This window comes from Paracoccus sp. ME4, assembly GCF_046736325.1.
Taxonomy (GTDB): Bacteria; Pseudomonadota; Alphaproteobacteria; order Rhodobacterales; family Rhodobacteraceae; genus Paracoccus.
The window spans coordinates 50061-65885 of sequence record NZ_CP151276.1; the positions used below are offsets into that span (position 1 = coordinate 50061).

Consider the following 15825-nt stretch of genomic DNA (forward strand, 5'->3'; position numbering starts at 1 on the left):
CAGGGCCAGGACCGCCAGACCGGCGCGCGCCCTCAACTGGACATGCAGGAATCTTCCTGCGCGGTGTAGTCCTCGGACTTGTCGGCGCGTTCGGCAGGGCGGCCGCGTCCGATCGTGTCGGTGCCGTGCGCCAGCAGATAGACGTAGATGTCGTCGATATAGCACCAGACGTTCTTGTTGGTGCCGAAGGCGGGCATGACCGAGTTGGTCCCCTGCCGCCCCGAGGCCACGACCTGCATGAAGTCGTAGTAATCCATGCGCAGCACCGATTCCTTCAGTGCGGGGGCATAGGTCGACCCCTCTCCGTCCGGGCCGTGGCAGACATGGCATTCGGCGTGATAGCGGCGGAAGCCGTTGAAGGTCGCGAAATCGACGACGCCATCCTCGACCTTGAAGGTCGGGATGCCCTCGGCGTTGCGCCAACGGCCGTCCAGCTCCTCGACCGGGGTCACGTCCTGACCGTTGGGCAGCACCATGCCATGGGCACCGGCCTTGGCGGTGGCGGTCTCCTCGGCGGCGGGCTGATCGCCCGACACCGCAGCGGCGGCGCCTGCACCAGCCTCGGCAGGCGGCGCATCGGTCGCGGCGGGCGGGGTTCCCGCATCGGCCGGCTGATCGCCGGACACGGCGGCGGCGGCCCCCGCCCCGGCCTGGGCCGGCGGGGTCTCGCTCTGCGCCAGGGCCGCACCGGCCAGGGACGCGCCCAGGACCAGCGCCGTCAGGCTGGTGATGGCTTTCATGTCGGAAGTCCTCCCAAAGTCGTCTGCTCTCCTCAGACGGTTCCGCCCCAGTCTAGGGCTGGGGCGGCGCCGTCACAGGTCACGCGTGCGTATGCGAAACGAAAGTATGAGACGTCTCGCGCGGGGCCAATCAGCCCGGCAGTTCGAACACGGTCAGCTGGCCGCCCAGTTCGGTATAGTCGCTGAGGGCTGCATAGCCGCCCACGGCACCCAGACCGTCATTGGGGTTGGTCAGGCCCGCCGCCAGACCGATCCCGGCCCAGCCACCCACACCCGAGAGGACGGCGATGTACTGCTTGCCGTTGTTCTCGTAGGACATGACGTTGCCGATGATGCCCGAGGGCGTCTTGAAGCTGTAGAGCTCCTCGCCGGTCTCGGCGTCCACGGCCTTCAGATAGCCCTCCAGCGTGCCGTAGAAGACCACGTCGCCCGCGGTCGCCAGCGCGCCCGACCAGACCGAGAACTGCTCGGGCAGCGACCACTTGATCTCGCCCGCGACGGCGTCCCAGGCGATGAAGTTGCCCATGCCGCCATGGCTTTCGGGGGCCGGATACATCGACAGGGTCGCACCGACATAGGGCTGGCCCGCGGTATAGGCGACGCGGAACGGCTCATAGTCCATGCAGACGTGGTTGGTCGGCACATAGAACAGGCCGGTCTTGGGCGAATAGGACGCCGGCTGCTGGTCCTTGGAGCCCAGCGCCGCCGGGCAGACGCCGGTGGTGTTGGTGTCCTCGCCGTTCTGGGCGGTCGAGTATTCCGACACGACCATCGGGCGGCCGTAGGTCTCGGAGTCCTTGTTCATGTCCACTTCGGTCGCCCAGTTGACGGCCGGGTCGAACTTCTCGGCGACCAGCAGCTCTCCGGTCTCGCGGTCCAGCGTGTAGCCGAAGCCGTTGCGGTCGAAGTTGACCAGCAGCTTGCGCATCTGGCCGTCGATCTCCTTGTCGACCAGGATGTTCTCGTTCACGCCGTCATAGTCCCATTCGTCATGGGGCGTCTTCTGGTAGAACCACTTGGCCATGCCGGTATCGGCGTCGCGGGCCATGATGGTCATGGACCAGCGGTTGTCGCCCGGCCGCTGCGACGGGTTCCAGGTCGAGGGGTTGCCGGTGCCATAATAGATCAGGTTCAGATCGGGGTCATAGGAGTACCAGCCCCAGGTCGAACCACCGCCGATCTTCCACTGATCGCCCTCCCAGCTGTTGAGCGAGCTGTCCGCGCCGATCGGCTTGCCCAGGTGCATGGTGGTCTCGGGGTCGACCAGCATCTCCTCGTCGGGACCGGTCGAATAGGCCTTCCAGACCTCCGATCCGTCGGCCAGGCTGTAGGCGGTCACGCGGCCGCGCACGCCGTATTCACCGCCCGACACGCCCACGATCACCTTGTCGCCCACGGGCAGCACGGTCGCGGTGTTCGTCTCGCCGATGGCCGGATCGCCGGTCTTGACCGACCACTTGACCTCGCCGGTCTTGGCGTCAAGCGCCACGAGCGTCGTGTCGGCCTGGTGCGACAGGATCAGCCCGTCGGCATAGGCCGGGCCGCGATAGACGGTGTCGCAGCACATGACCGCGATGACCTCGGGGTCCTGCTGGGGCGTGTGCCGCCACAGGATCTTGCCGTTGTCGTTCAGGTCCAGCGCGAAGATGTTGTTGGGGAACGGGGTATGGACATACATGATGTTGTCCACCACCAGCGGGCCGCCCTCATGGCCGCGCAGCACGCCGGTCGAGAAGCTCCAAGCGACGCGCAGGTCGCCCACGTTCTCGCGCGTGATCTGGTCCAGTTCGGAATAGCGCGTGTTGGCATAGTCGCCGGTCTGGATGGCCCATTGGCCCGGTTCGGCGGTCTCGGTCAGAACGCTTTCGTTCGCGTAAGCCGACGTGCCTGTCAAAAGCAGCGCGACAGCCGCGCTGTTCAAGAGATGTTTCATCGAGTGCTCCTCCGCTCCCTGGATGCCGTGCCGCCGGGTTCCTCCTCCCTGCAGCCGTCCATGGGGCGAGTGTTCGACGGGCATCCTGTTGCGTCAATCGCCGCGCCTGCCGTTTGCCCCTAAAGTCTTACAGGCCAACGGCAGGCACGCCGGGAACATTCGGCAATCGCGTCAAACCAGCCGCTCGGCATGCCAGAAGACATGGTCGGCCATGAAGCTCTGGACGAAGAAGTAGCTGTGATCGTGGCCCGGATGCATGCGGAACTGGCCGGGCTGCCGGCGCGCCATCATCGCATGGGCCAGCGATTCGGGGCGCAGCAGGTCCAGGAACTGATCATGGGCGCCCTGATCGATCAGCACCTCGCCGGGATAGCCCTTCTCGGTCATCAGGATGGTCGCGTCATGCGCCCGCCAGGCCGCGCGGTCCTCGCCCAGATAGGCGGTGAACTGCTTGCGGCCCCAGTCCGATTCCGTGGGGTTCGCGATGGGCGCGAAGGCCGACACGGAGCGATAGCGGTCGGGATGGGTCATCGCGATGGTCAGCGCACCATGCCCGCCCATCGAATGGCCGGTGATACCCATGGCACCCTGATCCACCGCGAAATTGTCGCAGACCAGATCGGGCAGCTCGTTCACCACATAGTCCCACATGCGGAAATGCGGCTTCCACGGGTCCTGCGTGGCGTTGACATAGAAGCCCGCGCCCTGCCCCAGGTCATAGGCCTCGTCATTGGCCACACCCTCGCCGCGGGGCGAGGTGTCGGGAAAGACGATGGCGATGCCGGCCTCGTCGCACCATTGCTGGGCGGCGGCCTTGGTCATCGCGTTCTCATGCGTGCAGGTCAGGCCGGAGAGATACCACAGAACCGGGACGGGACCGTGCAGCGCCATCTCGGGCAGATAGACGGCAAAGGTCATGTCGGTGCCGGTGGCCTGCGACTTGTGGCGATAGACGCCCTGCGTGCCGCCGAAGCTGCGGGTTTCGGAGAGGGTCTCAAGGCTCATTCGGGTCTCCCTTCGAGGGTCTGGAACATGACCAGCGCATCCACCGGCCCGTGACGAGGGTGAAGAAACGCGCCCGGCAGGCGTCCGACAATGGAGAATCCGACCTTCTGCCACAAATGGACGGCATCCGTGTTGGTCGAGACGACGAAGTTGAACTGCATCGCGCGAAAGCCCTGAACCGCCGCCCAGGATTTCGCATGTTCGGCCAAGGCCCGCGCCACGCCCCGACCGCGGGCATCGGGATGGGTTGCGAAGGAGGCGTTCGCCACATGCGAGCCGCCACCCTGGCGGTTCGCGCCGACATGGCTGGTGCCCAGGACGCGGCCGTCGATCTCGGCCACGAAGGCGGTGAAGGGTGGCGCGAACCAGTCGGCCAGCGCCTCGTCCCGCTCGATGTCGCGGGGCATGCAGTAGGTTTCGCCGGCGCGATAGACGGGGCGCAGGATGGTCCAGATCGCCTCGTGATCCTCGGGTCCGGCGGGGCGGACATGCGCCCCGCCAGCCGCGGTCATGCCAGTTCGTCCACGCTGCGGATCACCTGACCCAGCAGGCCATAGTCCAGCGCCTCCTGGGTGTTCAGCCAGAAGTCGCGCTGCGTGTCCTTCTCGATGCGCTCGACGGTCTGGCCGGTCGCGTCCGAGAAGATCTGGTTCAGGCGGTCGCGCATCTGGCGAACCTGCTCGGCTTGGATCATCATGTCCGACGACGTCCCGCCGATCCCGCCCGAGGGCTGGTGGATCAGGAAGCGCGTATTGGGCAGGCAGTAGCGGTTTTCCTTCTTCGCCGCGACGAAGATCAGCGCGCCCGCCGACGCCACCCAGCCCGAGCCGATGGTGCGCACGGTGGGACGGATGAACTTGATCACGTCATGGATCATGTCGCCCGATTCGACGTGCCCGCCGGGGGACGAGATCAGCATGTTGATGGGCTTGTCGCTGTCCTCGGCCAGGGCCAGCAGGTGGGCCACGGTGCGCTGCGCCAGCTTGTCGTTGATGCCGCCCGCGACGATCACCGTGCGCGACTTGAAGTACAGCTTGCCGATCTTGTCGCCTTCGGGCAGGCCCAGCCCGCCATCCTTGTCGCCCTTGGGCTGGCGGTCGTCGTCTTCCTCGTGATCGTCGTCATCGTCCAGCCACTGATGGCGCATGGGCCTGCTCCTTGTTCTTTCACGGCGACGGCGGGACACGCGTGCCCCGCCGTTCTTTTACCTAAGCAGCGATGAAGGATCAGTAAAGGACGACCGAGCGGATGGATTCGCCGTGATGCATCAGGTCGAACCCCTTGTTGATGTCGTCGAGCGACATGGTGTGGGTGATCATCGGGTCGATCTCGATCTTGCCGTCCATGTACCAGTCCACGATCTTGGGGACATCGGTCCGTCCGCGCGCGCCGCCGAAGGCCGTGCCCTTCCAGACGCGGCCGGTGACCAGCTGGAACGGGCGGGTGCTGATCTCGGCCCCCGCCGCGGCCACGCCGATGATGACCGACACGCCCCAACCGCGGTGGGTGCATTCCAGCGCATCGCGCATGACCTTGGTGCTGCCCGTCGCGTCGAAGCTGTAATCCGCGCCGCCGATCTGGTCGAAGGGGGTCTTGGTCATCTCGACGATGTGCTGGACGACGCTGCCCTCGATCTCCTTGGGGTTGACGAAATGGGTCATGCCGAAGCGCTCGGCCATCTCCTTCTTGTCGTTGTTCAGATCGACGCCGATGATCATGTCGGCCCCCGCCAGGCGCAGGCCCTGGATCACGTTCAGCCCGATTCCCCCCAAACCGAAGACGACGGCCTTGGCGCCGATCTCGACCTTGGCGGTGTTGATGACCGCGCCGATGCCGGTGGTGACCCCGCAGCCGATGTAGCAGATCTTGTCGAAGGGCGCGTCCTCGCGGACCTTGGCCACCGCAATCTCGGGCAGGACCGTGTGGTTCGCAAAGGTCGAGCAGCCCATGTAGTGATAGATCGGCGTGCCATCCAGCATGCTGAACCGGGTCGTGCCGTCGGGCATCAGCCCCTTGCCCTGGGTCGCGCGGATCTTGGTGCAGAGGTTGGTCTTGCCCGACAGGCAGGATGCGCATTCGCGGCATTCGGGGGTATAGAGCGGGATGACATGGTCGCCCGGCTTGACCGAGGTCACGCCCTCGCCCACCTCCAGCACGATGCCCGCGCCCTCATGGCCCAGGATGGCGGGGAAGATGCCTTCCGGATCGTCGCCCGAACGGGTGAATTCGTCGGTATGGCAGATGCCGGTGGCCTTGATCTCGATCAGGACCTCTCCGGCCTTGGGGCCTTCCAGGTTGACCTCCATCACTTCCAGCGGCTTGCCGGCCTCAAGGGCCACGGCGGCACGGGTTCTCATGCATGTTCTCCTGTTGCCTCATGGGCTTGTCGGTCAGGGCGAAGGGGCCGACTGGCGGCCCCTTGGCAAAGTCATCCAGCCGGGCGCGTGCGGCGTCAAGCCGGCAGGGTGCCCGCGCGCTTGGCGACATGGGTCGCGATCGCATCCATCAGCGGTGGAGACAGCGCATCATAGGGCTCCAGCCCCAGCTCGCGCAGTCGCGACCGGATGCCGTCCATCCGCGACGGCTCGACCCCCGATTCGATGATCGAGCTGACGAAGGCCGCGAACTCCGGCGGCGACCAGCCCGCGTCGGGCGAAAGCTCGGTATGCACGAAATCCAGACCGTAGAACGGGTGGTCCTTGTTCTCGATCCGTCCGTACATGTGCACGCCGCAGTCGCGGCAGCGGTGGCGCTGGATGGGCGCGTCGGGGTTCACCACCTCGAGCTTGTCGCCGTTCTCCAGCACCTCGACCGCATCGCGGGAGACAACCGCGATCTGGCTGAAGACCGCGTCGTCCGGCTTCCAGCATTTCGTGCAGCCGCAGACGTGGTTGTGGGCGGTCTGGGCGCCGACCCGGACCTTGACCGGGTTCGTGGCGCAATGGCAGGTCAGGACCCCCCCGGAGAAACCGGGACTGCCCTTCGCGATGCCGTGATCGACGGCAGGGTGGATATGCACCCCCTGAGTGCTGGTCATCGTCCCCTCCTCTGACTGACCGGATGTGACCAAGCGTCGCGCCATTGGAAACATTCGGCAAGTCGGAGGAAGGTTGTAGCGCGTGCCGTCAGCTGGCGGGCATCGAGGAGACGCCGACCTTGGCCGGGCGCAGCAGGCGGTCGTGCAGCATGAAGCCGTTGTCCATCACCTGGATGATGTGCCCGGCGACGGTGCCGGGGACCGGGGCCTCGAACATCGCCTCGTGATGCGTCGGGTCGAAGCGGTCGCCGACCTCGGGGCGCAGGATGGTGATGCCGTGCTTGGTGAAGACGTTGGACAGCTCGCGCAGGGTCAACTCGACCCCCTCGATCAGGGCGGCGGCGGCCTGGCGCTGCTCGTCTCCGGCGGCATCCAGCGCGCGGGTCAGCGCGTCATGCACCGGCAGCAGGTCGCGCGCCAGGCGCGAGCCGCCATAGTTCTCGGCGTCGCGGCGGTCCTTGTCGGCGCGCTTGCGGGCGTTCTCGGCATCGGCCAGGGCGCGCATCCACTTGTCGCGCAGCTCGTCGCGCTCGGCGGTCAGCCGGTCCAGCGCCTCCTGGGGATCGGCCAGCGGGTCGTCCACGAAGTCGTCCATGGGCTGTTCGTTCTGCTCGGTCATCTCACTTCATCCTTTCCGGCCGGACAGCACCCGCCCGACCAGCTGCGCGGTATAGTCGACGATCGGGACGATCCGGCCGTAATTCAGCCGGGTCGGCCCGATGACACCCACCGCGCCTACAATTTTCCGGTCGGCATTCATATAGGGGGAAACGACCAGAGCGGAACCCGAAAGTGAAAAAAGCTTGTTCTCGGAGCCGATGAAGATGCGCACGCCATCGCCCTTCTCGGTCAGCTCCAGGAATTCGACGATGTCGCGCTTGCGTTCCAGATCGTCGAAGAGGACGCGGATGCGGTCCAGATCGGCCGCCTCGCGGTCCAGGAGGTTCGCCCGGCCGCGCACGATCAGCCGCGGATCGGCCGCCTCGGCCCCCCAGAGCGCGATGCCCGATTCCACCAGCTCGGCCGCCAGCACGTCCAGCTCGCGCCGCCGCGCGGCGATCTGATGCGACAGATGGCCCCGCAGCTCGGCCAGGGTCTTGCCCTCGGCCATGGCGTTCAGGAAGTTTCCGGCCTCGCGCATCGAGGACGGCGTCTGGCCGGGCGGCGGGGTGAAGATGCGATTCTCCACATGGCCGTCGGCGAAGACCAGCACCACCAGCGCGCGGTCCGTCCCCAGGCTCACGAACTCGATATGCCGGATCGGGGCCTCGTGCTTGGGCATCAGCACCAGCGAGGCACCCCGCGTGATCGTGGACAGGGCCGTGCTGACCCGGTCCAGCAGGACCCCGGTCTCGGGGTCGTCATTGCCCAAGGTCTGGTCGATGGCGGCGCGGTCGGTGGGCGCCACCGGATCGACCTCCATCATGCCGTCCACGAACAGCCGCAGCCCCATCTGCGAGGGCAGCCGCCCGGCCGAGACATGCGGGCTGTCCAGAAGCCCCATCAGCTCCAGGTCCTGCATCACGTTGCGGATGGTGGCGGCGCTGACCTTTTCGGACAGGGCGCGGGTCAGCGTGCGCGAGCCCACCGGCTCTCCGGTCTCCAGATAGGATTCGACCACCCGGCGAAACACCTCGCGGGAGCGGTCGTTCATCTCGTGCAGCAGCGATTCCTGGCTCATGGCGCCTGCATTGTGACCCTGCGCGGGGTTGCGTGACGGGCCCACCGGGCGGTATGGGCAACGTATCTTCATGAAAAGGAAAAGTCATGCGCCCGTCAGGCCGGAATCTAGCCCAAATGCGTCCGATTTCAATTGAAACCGGGGTGATGCGCCATGCCGAGGGCTCTTGCCTGATCAAATGCGGCGACACGCACGTCCTGTGCACCGCCACGATCGAGGACAGCCCGCCGCGCTTCCTGAAGGGCACGGGGCTGGGCTGGGTGACCGCCGAATACGGCATGCTGCCGCGCGCGACCAACACCCGCAACCGCCGCGAGGCCGCGCAGGGCAAGCAGTCGGGCCGCACGCAGGAGATCCAGCGCCTGATCGGGCGCAGCCTGCGCGCGGGCGTCGACCGCAGCGCCCTGGGCGAGCGGCAGATCAGCATCGACTGCGACGTGATCCAGGCGGATGGCGGCACGCGCTGCGCCTCGATCACCGGGGGCTGGGTCGCGCTGCGGCTGGCGGTTAACAAGCTCTTGAAGGCGGGCGCGATCACCAGCGATCCGATCATCGACCATGTGGCGGCGGTCAGCTGCGGGATCTATGCCGGCCAGCCGCTGCTGGACCTGGACTATGCCGAGGACAGCGAGGCGGGCACCGACGGCAACTTCGTGCTGACCGGCCGCGGACGGCTGATCGAGGTGCAGATGTCGGCCGAGGGCGCGACCTTCTCGCGCGATGAGATGGGTCGCCTGCTGGATCTGGCCGAGATCGGCATGGCCGATCTGGTCGCGGCGCAGAAGGCCGCCATCGGATGAGGGCGTTCACGGAAAAGCGCCTGGTGGTCGCCACGCACAATTCGGGCAAGCTGGCCGAGATGCGCGCCCTGCTGGCGCCTTACAGCGTCGAGGTGACGGGCGCGGGCGATCTGGGCCTGGCCGAGCCGGCCGAGACCGAGGACAGCTTTGTCGGCAATGCCCGGATCAAGGCGCGTGCCGCGATGCAGGCCACGGGCCTTCCGGTCCTGGCCGATGACAGCGGTATCTGCGTCGATGCGCTGGACGGCGCGCCGGGCGTCTATACCGCCGATTGGGCCGAGACCGGCCAGGGCCGGGACTTCGCCATGGCCATGGAGCGCACCTGGCGCGCGCTGGAGGAGGCCCGCGCCCCCGCCCCGCGCCGGGCGCAGTTCCGCTGCACGCTGGTGCTGATGTGGCCGGACGGGCATGACGAGGTGTTCGAGGGCGTGCTGCCCGGCCAGGTCGTCTGGCCGCCGCGCGGGGCCGAGGGTCACGGCTATGACCCGATCTTCCAGCCGGACGGGCATGGGCAGACCCTGGGCGAGATGTCGGCGGAGATGAAGAACAGCCTGAGCCACCGCGCCCGCGCCGTGGCGCAGATGATCGAGGCCAGCTTTGCGTAGGCTGACCACCGGATCGCCCTTCGAGGACCGCCTGGCCTACAGCCGGGCGGTCGTGCGTGGCGACTGGTGCTTCGTGTCGGGCGTCACGGGCTATGACTATGCGACCATGACCATGCCCGACGATCCCTGCGCGCAGGCGCGGAACTGTTTTCGAACCATCTTCGCGGTGCTGGCCGAGGCGGGGTTCGCGCCGGACGACATCGTCCGGGTGCAGTACACGATCACCGACGCCGCCCTGGTCGAGGTGATCGCCCCTGCCCTCTCCGAGGCGCTGGACGCGATCCGGCCCGCCGCGACGATGGTGGTGGCCGGGCTGATCCGGCCCGAGATGGCAGTCGAGATCGAAGTGACGGCGCTCCGCGGATGACCGGCCTTCAGGAGGATTGGCGCGCGGGGGGCTTTGGGCTCTATGTCCACTGGCCGTTCTGCGCGGCGAAATGCCCCTATTGCGACTTCAACAGCCATGTGGTGGCTCAGGTCGACCAGGCCCGTTGGGCGCGCGCCCTGTCGGCCGAGATCGCACGGCTGGCGGTCGAGTTGCCGGGCCGGCACCTGCGCAGCATCTTCTTCGGGGGCGGCACCCCGTCGCTGATGCTGCCCGAGACGGTGGATGCGGTGATTACGGCCGCCCGCGCGGCCTGGGGCTTTGCCAACGACATCGAGATTTCCCTGGAGGCCAACCCGACCAGCGTCGAGAAGGGCCGATTTCAGGGCTTTGCCGATGCGGGCGTGAACCGGCTGTCCATGGGTATCCAGGCACTGAATGATGCCGACCTGCGCCGGCTTGGGCGGATGCATTCGGTGGCCGAGGCGCGGGCCGCCTTCGACGTGGCGCGGTCGGTCTTCGGGCGGGTCAGCTTCGATCTGATCTATGCGCGGCAGGGCCAAGGGCGCGATGCCTGGCGCGCGGAGTTGCGCGAGGCCCTGTCCATGGCGGTGGATCATCTGTCGCTGTATCAGCTGACGATCGAACCCGGCACCGTCTTCGGCGCGCGCGCGGATGCGGGCAAGCTGCGCGATCTGCCGGACGACGACCTGTCGGCCGACATGTATGCCGACACGCAGGAGATCTGCGAGGCGCATGGCATGGGCTGCTACGAGATCTCGAACCACGCGCGGGCGGGGGCCGAGAGCCGTCACAACCTGGTCTATTGGCGTCAGGGGGACTGGGCCGCCGTGGGACCGGGCGCCCATGGGCGGATCACGCTGCCCGCCGGGCGCTGCGCCACGGAGGCGCATCGGCAGCCGGGCGCGTGGCTGGACGCCGTGGAGCGGGCGGGAACGGGAGAGGTCCTGCGCGAGTTCATCCCCGCATCCGAACAGGCGACGGAGTATCTGCTGATGTCCATGCGGCTGACCGAGGGGATGGACATGGAGCGGTTCCGCAACCTGGCGGGGCAGCCCCTGAATGCAGCGGCCGTCCGGTCCCTGCAGGATCTGGGAATGGTGCAGGTCGAGGGCGACCGCCTGTCGGCCACGCCTGAGGGGCGTCCGGTGCTGAACGCGATCCTGCGCGAACTGGCGCCCTGACGATGCGCAGGCGGATCTGGCTGGTCACTGGATGGCTGTTCCTGATCGTGGCGATCATCGGCGTCGCCCTGCCCGTCATGCCCACGGTGCCGTTCCTGCTGGTCGCGGCCTGGGCCTTTGCGCGGTCGTCGCCCGCCTTGGAGCAGCGGATCATCAATCATCCGACCTATGGTCCGCCGGTCCGCGCCTGGCAGGAGCGCGGCGCGGTCGGGCGGCTGGCCAAGATCTGGGCCGTGACGGCCATGGCCTCGGGCGTGGCGCTCTCCTGGTATGTCGGGATGCCGCTGTGGGTCGTGGCGGTGCAGGGGACAGTCTGTCTGTCGGTCGGGGCTTATCTTGTGACGCGCCCCGAACACTGATCAAGATGTGGTAGGCGTCAGCCGTTGCCACCCAGAAGTTTGCACAGCTGATCAAGTTGGTCGAGATCACGGTAGGTGATCGTCATATACCCCCCTTCCCCGCCGACATGATCGATCTGCACCTTCATTTTCAGATGCGCGGTCAGATCGGCTTCCAGCGCCCTCGTGTCTGCATCCTTCTCGGTCTGGCGTTGACGACCGCGAGGCTTCGCGTCGTCGGATTTGGTCAGGTTTCGGACCATCTCCTCGGTATCGCGCACCGACAGACCCTTTTCGACGACCTTTCGGGCCAGTTGAGCCGCGTTCGGGGCAGTGATCAGCGCGCGCGCATGCCCGGCGCTCAGCTTGCCGTCCTTGACCATGTCCTGAACCGAATCGGGCAGGCTCAGCAGGCGGAGGAGGTTCGCGATATGGCTGCGGCTCTTGTTGAGAGCTTCGGCAAGACGCTCCTGCGTATGACCGAAGCGATCCATCAGTTGCCGAAACGATGCGGCCTCCTCGATCGCGTTCAGATCAGCGCGCTGGATGTTCTCGATGATTGCGACTTCCAGCACCTCGGTATCCGACATCTCGCGGATGATCACCGGCATCTCATGCAGCTGCGCCATCTGAGCCGCGCGCCAGCGCCGCTCTCCGGCGACGATCTGATAGAGGCCCTTGTCGGCAGGGTGCGGACGAACGATCAGCGGTTGCAGGACGCCGCGCTGCTTGAGCGACGCGGCAAGTTCCTGCAAGGCGTCGGGGTCGAAGCTGCGGCGCGGCTGATCCGGATTCGCGGTGATCTGTTCGATGGGAAGCATGGCGCGGTCGCGCGCGGTGGTCGACGGCTCTTCCCCCAGATCCATGTCGGCCATCAAGGCGGACAGACCGCGTCCCAGACCCCGTTTCGCAATCTTGCTGTCAGACATCACGCAATCTCCGGTACGAGCTTCAGGCGGGCGGTGAACTCGGTGGCGAACTGCCGATAAGCGGTGCTGCCCTTCGACAGCGGATCATAGACCAGAACAGGCTGCGCATGCGAGGGGGCTTCGGAAACCCTCACATTGCGCGGAATGACCGTGGGATAGACCAGATCGCCCAAGGTTTCGCGGGCATCCGCCTCGACCTGCTGGGACAGGTTGTTGCGATAGTCCGACATGGTCAGCAGAATGCCGTTGATCCGAAGGCGCGGATTGGGGCCCTGCCGCACCTGGCGGACGGTGCCCAGAAGCTGCGACAGGCCTTCGAGAGCGTAGAATTCGGCCTGCAAGGGAACCAGGACACTGCTGGACGCAACCATTGCATTGACAGTCAGGAGGCCGAGTGCTGGTGGGCAGTCGATCAGAATGATCGAACCATCAGGCGCATCGGCAAGCTGTTTCGCCAGAAGCCGGGTCCGATCCGGCGTCTGCGCCAGTTGGACGTCGGCCGATGCAAGATCGGGGGTCGAGGGAACGAGCCTGAGATTGTGTATGTCGGTTTCGACAGCCGCGGTCTGAAGATCAACCTCGCCGGTCAGGAGTTCATACACGGTATGCGTCCGCTGATCGGCCGTGATGCCGAGACCGGTGGAGGCGTTGCCCTGCGGATCAAGGTCGACCAGGATCGTCTGGTGCCCGGCCTGCGCCAGCGCGGCCCCCAGGTTGACGGCCGTCGTGGTCTTGCCGACCCCACCCTTCTGGTTGGCGATCGCCACGATATGCTGTTCAGGCATGGGAGACTCCGGAGATATTGAGAATGGCCGCGTCGGGATTGGTTCTACTGGGGAAACGACGAAGATTGAACCGCCATGACTGCTGCACCACGCGACATTCCTCGCGCCACTGGGCGCCCTTCAGCAGCCACACCTGCCCGTCCCGATTCAAGTGACGCGAAATCATCGGAAGGAGGCCGGCCATCGGCGCAAGGGCGCGCGCCGAGAGGAAGTCGGCGGATAGCGGCTCGATGTCCTCGATCCGCCGGGAGAGAATCGTTACGCGTCTGAGGTCAAGCTCGCGAACCACCGTCCGCAGAAAGGTCGCCTTACGCTGATCGCTTTCGACAAGCGTGATGTCGACATCTTGGCGCTGTGCCATAATCGATATGACGATCCCTGGAAGACCGCCGCCACTTCCAAGATCGACCCACCGCCCGGCAGTTGGCATAGACAAGTCCCAGAGTTGTGCGCTGTCGTCGATATGCCGGTCGCGCAGATTGGGCAGTGTTGCCGGCGAGACGAGATTGATCGCGCTGTTCCACTTGATAAGGAGCTGCTCGTAATGGCTGAACAACTCCTCTGTTTCACGTGAAACATTCATCGCGCAACGCTCAGCTTCTTGATCTTGCTGGCGGCCAAGAGAAGCGTCAAGGCCGCCGGTGTCATCCCCTCGATGCGAGCAGCATCGGCCATGGTCCGCGGACGTGCGTCGGTGAGCTTCCTGCTCAACTCGGCGGACAGCCCGCCGAGCCGCGTGTAATTCATGTCCGGGTCCAAGACCGTCTGTTCATTCGCCCTCAACGCATCGGCGTCCCGGGACTGCCGCTCAGAGTAATGACTGTAAAGCGCGTCGTTCTTCAGTTGCTCCAAGGTCGGAGGTTCAATTGACCCGATCTGCGGAACGATCTTTGCCAAGATCGAGACATCGACATCTGTTTGACCCAACAAAGCGAATGCCGATCTCCGCACGCCATCCTGCCGGACGGCGATGCCACCTTGCGCGAGTTGGCTCGGCGAGAGCGTGACCGACTCCAACATCTTGCGCGCGTCATCGTATTTTGACTGTCGCTCATGGAATGCCTTGACGCGCTCCGTACTCACGCAGCCGAGACTGATCCCCAAGGGCGTCAGTCTCTGATCCGCGTTGTCCGCCCGCAGGGACAGCCGAAACTCGGCGCGTGACGTGAACATACGATAGGGTTCGGTCACACCCTTGGAGATCAGGTCATCAATCATGACGCCGATGTAGCTGTCGGCGCGGCTAAACGACACTGCGGGCGCCCCCTTTGCGGCCAAAGCGGCATTTATGCCGGCAACAAGACCCTGTGCTGCTGCCTCCTCATATCCGGTCGTCCCGTTGATCTGGCCTGCGAGATAAAGACCAGACACAGACTTGACCGATAGCGAAGCGTCGAGCGCGGTCGGATCAACGTAGTCGTACTCGACCGCGTATCCCGGCTGGCGGATGACAGCGTTCTCGAGTCCCAGCATCGACCGAACATACTGCAACTGCACGTCCTCCGGCAGAGAAGTTGAAATGCCGTTCGGATAGACCAAGTCGCTGTTCAGCCCTTCCGGTTCCAGAAAGACCTGATGCGAATCCTTATCGGCGAAACGGACGACCTTATCCTCGATGGAGGGACAATAGCGCGGCCCCCGACCGCTGATATGCCCGCCATACATCGCGGAACGTGTCAGGTTGTCTTGGATGATCCTATGAGTCTGGTTGTTGGTATGCGTGATCCCGCAAGAGATCTGCTCTGCCTCGACCTGAGAACTGAGATAGGAAAACAGAACCGGGCTTTCGTCACCCGGCTGCATGTCGAGGACGTCCCAGTTAATCGAAGACCGCTCGATTCGGGGCGGGGTCCCGGTTTTCAACCGACCCACAGGCAGGCCGAATCGCGACAGGCTGGTGGCCAGGCGGCTTGCCGAGCCGTCACCCCATCGCCCAGCAGGGCGCGACACCTCACCGATGTGGATCTGACCGTTCAGGAATGTTCCCGTCGTCAGAACTGTGGCAGATGCATTCAGCTCGCTCCCGTCTGCAAGCCGCACTCCATTGACGGAGGTCTCATCCCCGAGAAACTCGGTAACTTCCGCAAAAATCGTCGTCAGATTCTCATAGGAAAAGATAACCTCAGCAGCAGCCCGTCGATACAGATCTCGATCCATCTGCGCACGCGGTCCTTGAACCGCCGGACCCTTCCGCCGGTTGAGAAGCCGGAACTGAATCCCGGCAGCGTCGGCAAGGCGTCCCATGACGCCATCCAAGGCGTCGACCTCCCTGACAAGATGCCCCTTGCCCAAGCCGCCAATCGCAGGGTTGCAGGAAAGGGTCCCGATATCGTCGCGCCGCATCGTGACCAGAGCCACCTGCGCACCCATCCTCGCAGCGGCAGTCGCAGCCTCCAATCCGGCATGGCCCGCACCGATCACCAAGACATCATAATGTTTCAC

18 protein-coding genes are annotated in these 15825 nt (G+C 65.6%); 5 read left to right on the forward strand and 13 right to left on the reverse strand.

Annotation, left to right across the window (positions count from 1 at the left end; translation table 11 throughout):
• Positions 1 to 32: 32 nt before the first annotated feature.
• From AACG61_RS00235 to hrcA, 9 genes are all read right to left on the reverse strand, one after another.
• A complete protein-coding gene (locus AACG61_RS00235; RefSeq protein ID WP_411839542.1) occupies positions 33 to 680 on the reverse strand; it encodes a c-type cytochrome, methanol metabolism-related in 648 nt (215 codons plus the stop codon).
• A 190-nt stretch (positions 681 to 870) separates the two neighbouring features.
• Positions 871 to 2673, reverse strand: coding sequence for a methanol/ethanol family PQQ-dependent dehydrogenase (locus AACG61_RS00240; protein WP_411838022.1), 1803 nt, complete (start codon positions 2671 to 2673; stop codon positions 871 to 873).
• Between the two features lie 171 nt (positions 2674 to 2844).
• Complete coding sequence (gene fghA, locus AACG61_RS00245; protein WP_411838023.1) at positions 2845 to 3678, reverse strand: S-formylglutathione hydrolase; 834 nt, start codon at positions 3676 to 3678, stop codon at positions 2845 to 2847.
• A complete protein-coding gene (locus AACG61_RS00250) occupies positions 3675 to 4190 on the reverse strand; it encodes an N-acetyltransferase family protein (RefSeq protein ID WP_411838024.1) in 516 nt (171 codons plus the stop codon). The genes fghA and AACG61_RS00250 overlap by 4 nt, the downstream gene beginning before the upstream one ends.
• On the reverse strand, positions 4187 to 4825 hold the full coding sequence (locus AACG61_RS00255) for an ATP-dependent Clp protease proteolytic subunit (RefSeq protein WP_411838025.1): 639 nt from the start codon (positions 4823 to 4825) through the stop codon (positions 4187 to 4189). The genes AACG61_RS00250 and AACG61_RS00255 overlap by 4 nt, the downstream gene beginning before the upstream one ends.
• Positions 4826 to 4904: 79 nt before the next feature.
• Complete coding sequence (locus tag AACG61_RS00260) at positions 4905 to 6035, reverse strand: S-(hydroxymethyl)glutathione dehydrogenase/class III alcohol dehydrogenase (protein ID WP_411838026.1); 1131 nt, start codon at positions 6033 to 6035, stop codon at positions 4905 to 4907.
• A 95-nt stretch (positions 6036 to 6130) separates the two neighbouring features.
• On the reverse strand, positions 6131 to 6715 hold the full coding sequence (gfa, locus tag AACG61_RS00265; RefSeq protein ID WP_411838027.1) for an S-(hydroxymethyl)glutathione synthase: 585 nt from the start codon (positions 6713 to 6715) through the stop codon (positions 6131 to 6133).
• 88 nt (positions 6716 to 6803) lie between these two features.
• Positions 6804 to 7310: a nucleotide exchange factor GrpE gene (locus tag AACG61_RS00270; RefSeq protein ID WP_411839543.1), complete on the reverse strand. Its 507-nt coding sequence runs from the start codon at positions 7308 to 7310 to the stop codon at positions 6804 to 6806.
• Between the two features lie 30 nt (positions 7311 to 7340).
• Positions 7341 to 8396, reverse strand: a complete 1056-nt coding sequence (gene hrcA / locus AACG61_RS00275; protein WP_411838028.1) for a heat-inducible transcriptional repressor HrcA — start codon at positions 8394 to 8396, stop codon at positions 7341 to 7343.
• A gap of 86 nt (positions 8397 to 8482) precedes the next feature.
• Between hrcA and rph the strand changes: the two genes are divergently transcribed.
• The 5 genes from rph to AACG61_RS00300 are packed head-to-tail and all read left to right on the forward strand — an operon-like array spanning position 8483 to position 11690.
• Positions 8483 to 9196, forward strand: coding sequence for a ribonuclease PH (gene rph, locus AACG61_RS00280; RefSeq protein WP_411838029.1), 714 nt, complete (start codon positions 8483 to 8485; stop codon positions 9194 to 9196).
• Positions 9193 to 9801: an RdgB/HAM1 family non-canonical purine NTP pyrophosphatase gene (gene rdgB, locus AACG61_RS00285; RefSeq protein ID WP_411838030.1), complete on the forward strand. Its 609-nt coding sequence runs from the start codon at positions 9193 to 9195 to the stop codon at positions 9799 to 9801. The genes rph and rdgB overlap by 4 nt, the downstream gene beginning before the upstream one ends.
• Positions 9794 to 10168: a RidA family protein gene (locus AACG61_RS00290; RefSeq protein WP_411838031.1), complete on the forward strand. Its 375-nt coding sequence runs from the start codon at positions 9794 to 9796 to the stop codon at positions 10166 to 10168. Before rdgB ends, AACG61_RS00290 begins: the two co-directional genes overlap by 8 nt.
• The gene (hemW, locus tag AACG61_RS00295) at positions 10165 to 11331 is read left to right on the forward strand and encodes a radical SAM family heme chaperone HemW (RefSeq protein ID WP_411838032.1); all 1167 of its coding nucleotides are present in this window, start codon (positions 10165 to 10167) and stop codon (positions 11329 to 11331) included. The genes AACG61_RS00290 and hemW overlap by 4 nt, the downstream gene beginning before the upstream one ends.
• A gap of 2 nt (positions 11332 to 11333) precedes the next feature.
• Positions 11334 to 11690 (forward strand): YbaN family protein, encoded by a 357-nt coding sequence (locus tag AACG61_RS00300; protein WP_411838033.1) that lies wholly within the window; start codon positions 11334 to 11336, stop codon positions 11688 to 11690.
• A 17-nt stretch (positions 11691 to 11707) separates the two neighbouring features.
• Here the strand turns inward: AACG61_RS00300 and AACG61_RS00305 are convergent, their stop codons facing one another.
• The 4 genes from AACG61_RS00305 to mnmG are packed head-to-tail and all read right to left on the reverse strand — an operon-like array spanning position 11708 to position 15825.
• Positions 11708 to 12598: a ParB/RepB/Spo0J family partition protein gene (locus tag AACG61_RS00305; protein ID WP_411838034.1), complete on the reverse strand. Its 891-nt coding sequence runs from the start codon at positions 12596 to 12598 to the stop codon at positions 11708 to 11710.
• Positions 12598 to 13383 carry a ParA family protein gene (locus AACG61_RS00310; RefSeq protein WP_411838035.1) on the reverse strand — a complete coding sequence of 262 codons (786 nt, stop codon included), beginning with the start codon at positions 13381 to 13383 and terminating at the stop codon, positions 12598 to 12600. Before AACG61_RS00310 ends, AACG61_RS00305 begins: the two co-directional genes overlap by 1 nt.
• Positions 13376 to 13966: a 16S rRNA (guanine(527)-N(7))-methyltransferase RsmG gene (rsmG, locus tag AACG61_RS00315; protein WP_411838036.1), complete on the reverse strand. Its 591-nt coding sequence runs from the start codon at positions 13964 to 13966 to the stop codon at positions 13376 to 13378. The genes AACG61_RS00310 and rsmG overlap by 8 nt, the downstream gene beginning before the upstream one ends.
• Positions 13963 to 15825, reverse strand: coding sequence for a tRNA uridine-5-carboxymethylaminomethyl(34) synthesis enzyme MnmG (gene mnmG, locus AACG61_RS00320; RefSeq protein ID WP_411838037.1), 1863 nt, complete (start codon positions 15823 to 15825; stop codon positions 13963 to 13965). The genes rsmG and mnmG overlap by 4 nt, the downstream gene beginning before the upstream one ends.

Bases quoted from the DNA above. Each gene is read 5' to 3' on its own strand.
- AACG61_RS00240 (WP_411838022.1), bottom strand. From the start codon at position 2,673: ATGAAACATCTCTTGAACAGCGCGGCTGTCGCGCTGCTTTTGACAGGC.
- fghA (WP_411838023.1), bottom strand. From the start codon at position 3,678: ATGAGCCTTGAGACCCTCTCCGAAACCCGCAGCTTCGGCGGCACGCAG.
- AACG61_RS00250 (WP_411838024.1), bottom strand. From the start codon at position 4,190: ATGACCGCGGCTGGCGGGGCGCATGTCCGCCCCGCCGGACCCGAGGAT.
- AACG61_RS00255 (WP_411838025.1), bottom strand. From the start codon at position 4,825: ATGCGCCATCAGTGGCTGGACGATGACGACGATCACGAGGAAGACGAC.
- AACG61_RS00260 (WP_411838026.1), bottom strand. From the start codon at position 6,035: ATGAGAACCCGTGCCGCCGTGGCCCTTGAGGCCGGCAAGCCGCTGGAA.
- gfa (WP_411838027.1), bottom strand. From the start codon at position 6,715: ATGACCAGCACTCAGGGGGTGCATATCCACCCTGCCGTCGATCACGGC.
- AACG61_RS00270 (WP_411839543.1), bottom strand. From the start codon at position 7,310: ATGGACGACTTCGTGGACGACCCGCTGGCCGATCCCCAGGAGGCGCTG.
- hrcA (WP_411838028.1), bottom strand. From the start codon at position 8,396: ATGAGCCAGGAATCGCTGCTGCACGAGATGAACGACCGCTCCCGCGAG.
- rph (WP_411838029.1), top strand. From the start codon at position 8,483: ATGCGCCCGTCAGGCCGGAATCTAGCCCAAATGCGTCCGATTTCAATT.
- rdgB (WP_411838030.1), top strand. From the start codon at position 9,193: ATGAGGGCGTTCACGGAAAAGCGCCTGGTGGTCGCCACGCACAATTCG.
- hemW (WP_411838032.1), top strand. From the start codon at position 10,165: ATGACCGGCCTTCAGGAGGATTGGCGCGCGGGGGGCTTTGGGCTCTAT.
- AACG61_RS00300 (WP_411838033.1), top strand. From the start codon at position 11,334: ATGCGCAGGCGGATCTGGCTGGTCACTGGATGGCTGTTCCTGATCGTG.
- AACG61_RS00305 (WP_411838034.1), bottom strand. From the start codon at position 12,598: ATGTCTGACAGCAAGATTGCGAAACGGGGTCTGGGACGCGGTCTGTCC.
- AACG61_RS00310 (WP_411838035.1), bottom strand. From the start codon at position 13,383: ATGCCTGAACAGCATATCGTGGCGATCGCCAACCAGAAGGGTGGGGTC.
- rsmG (WP_411838036.1), bottom strand. From the start codon at position 13,966: ATGAATGTTTCACGTGAAACAGAGGAGTTGTTCAGCCATTACGAGCAG.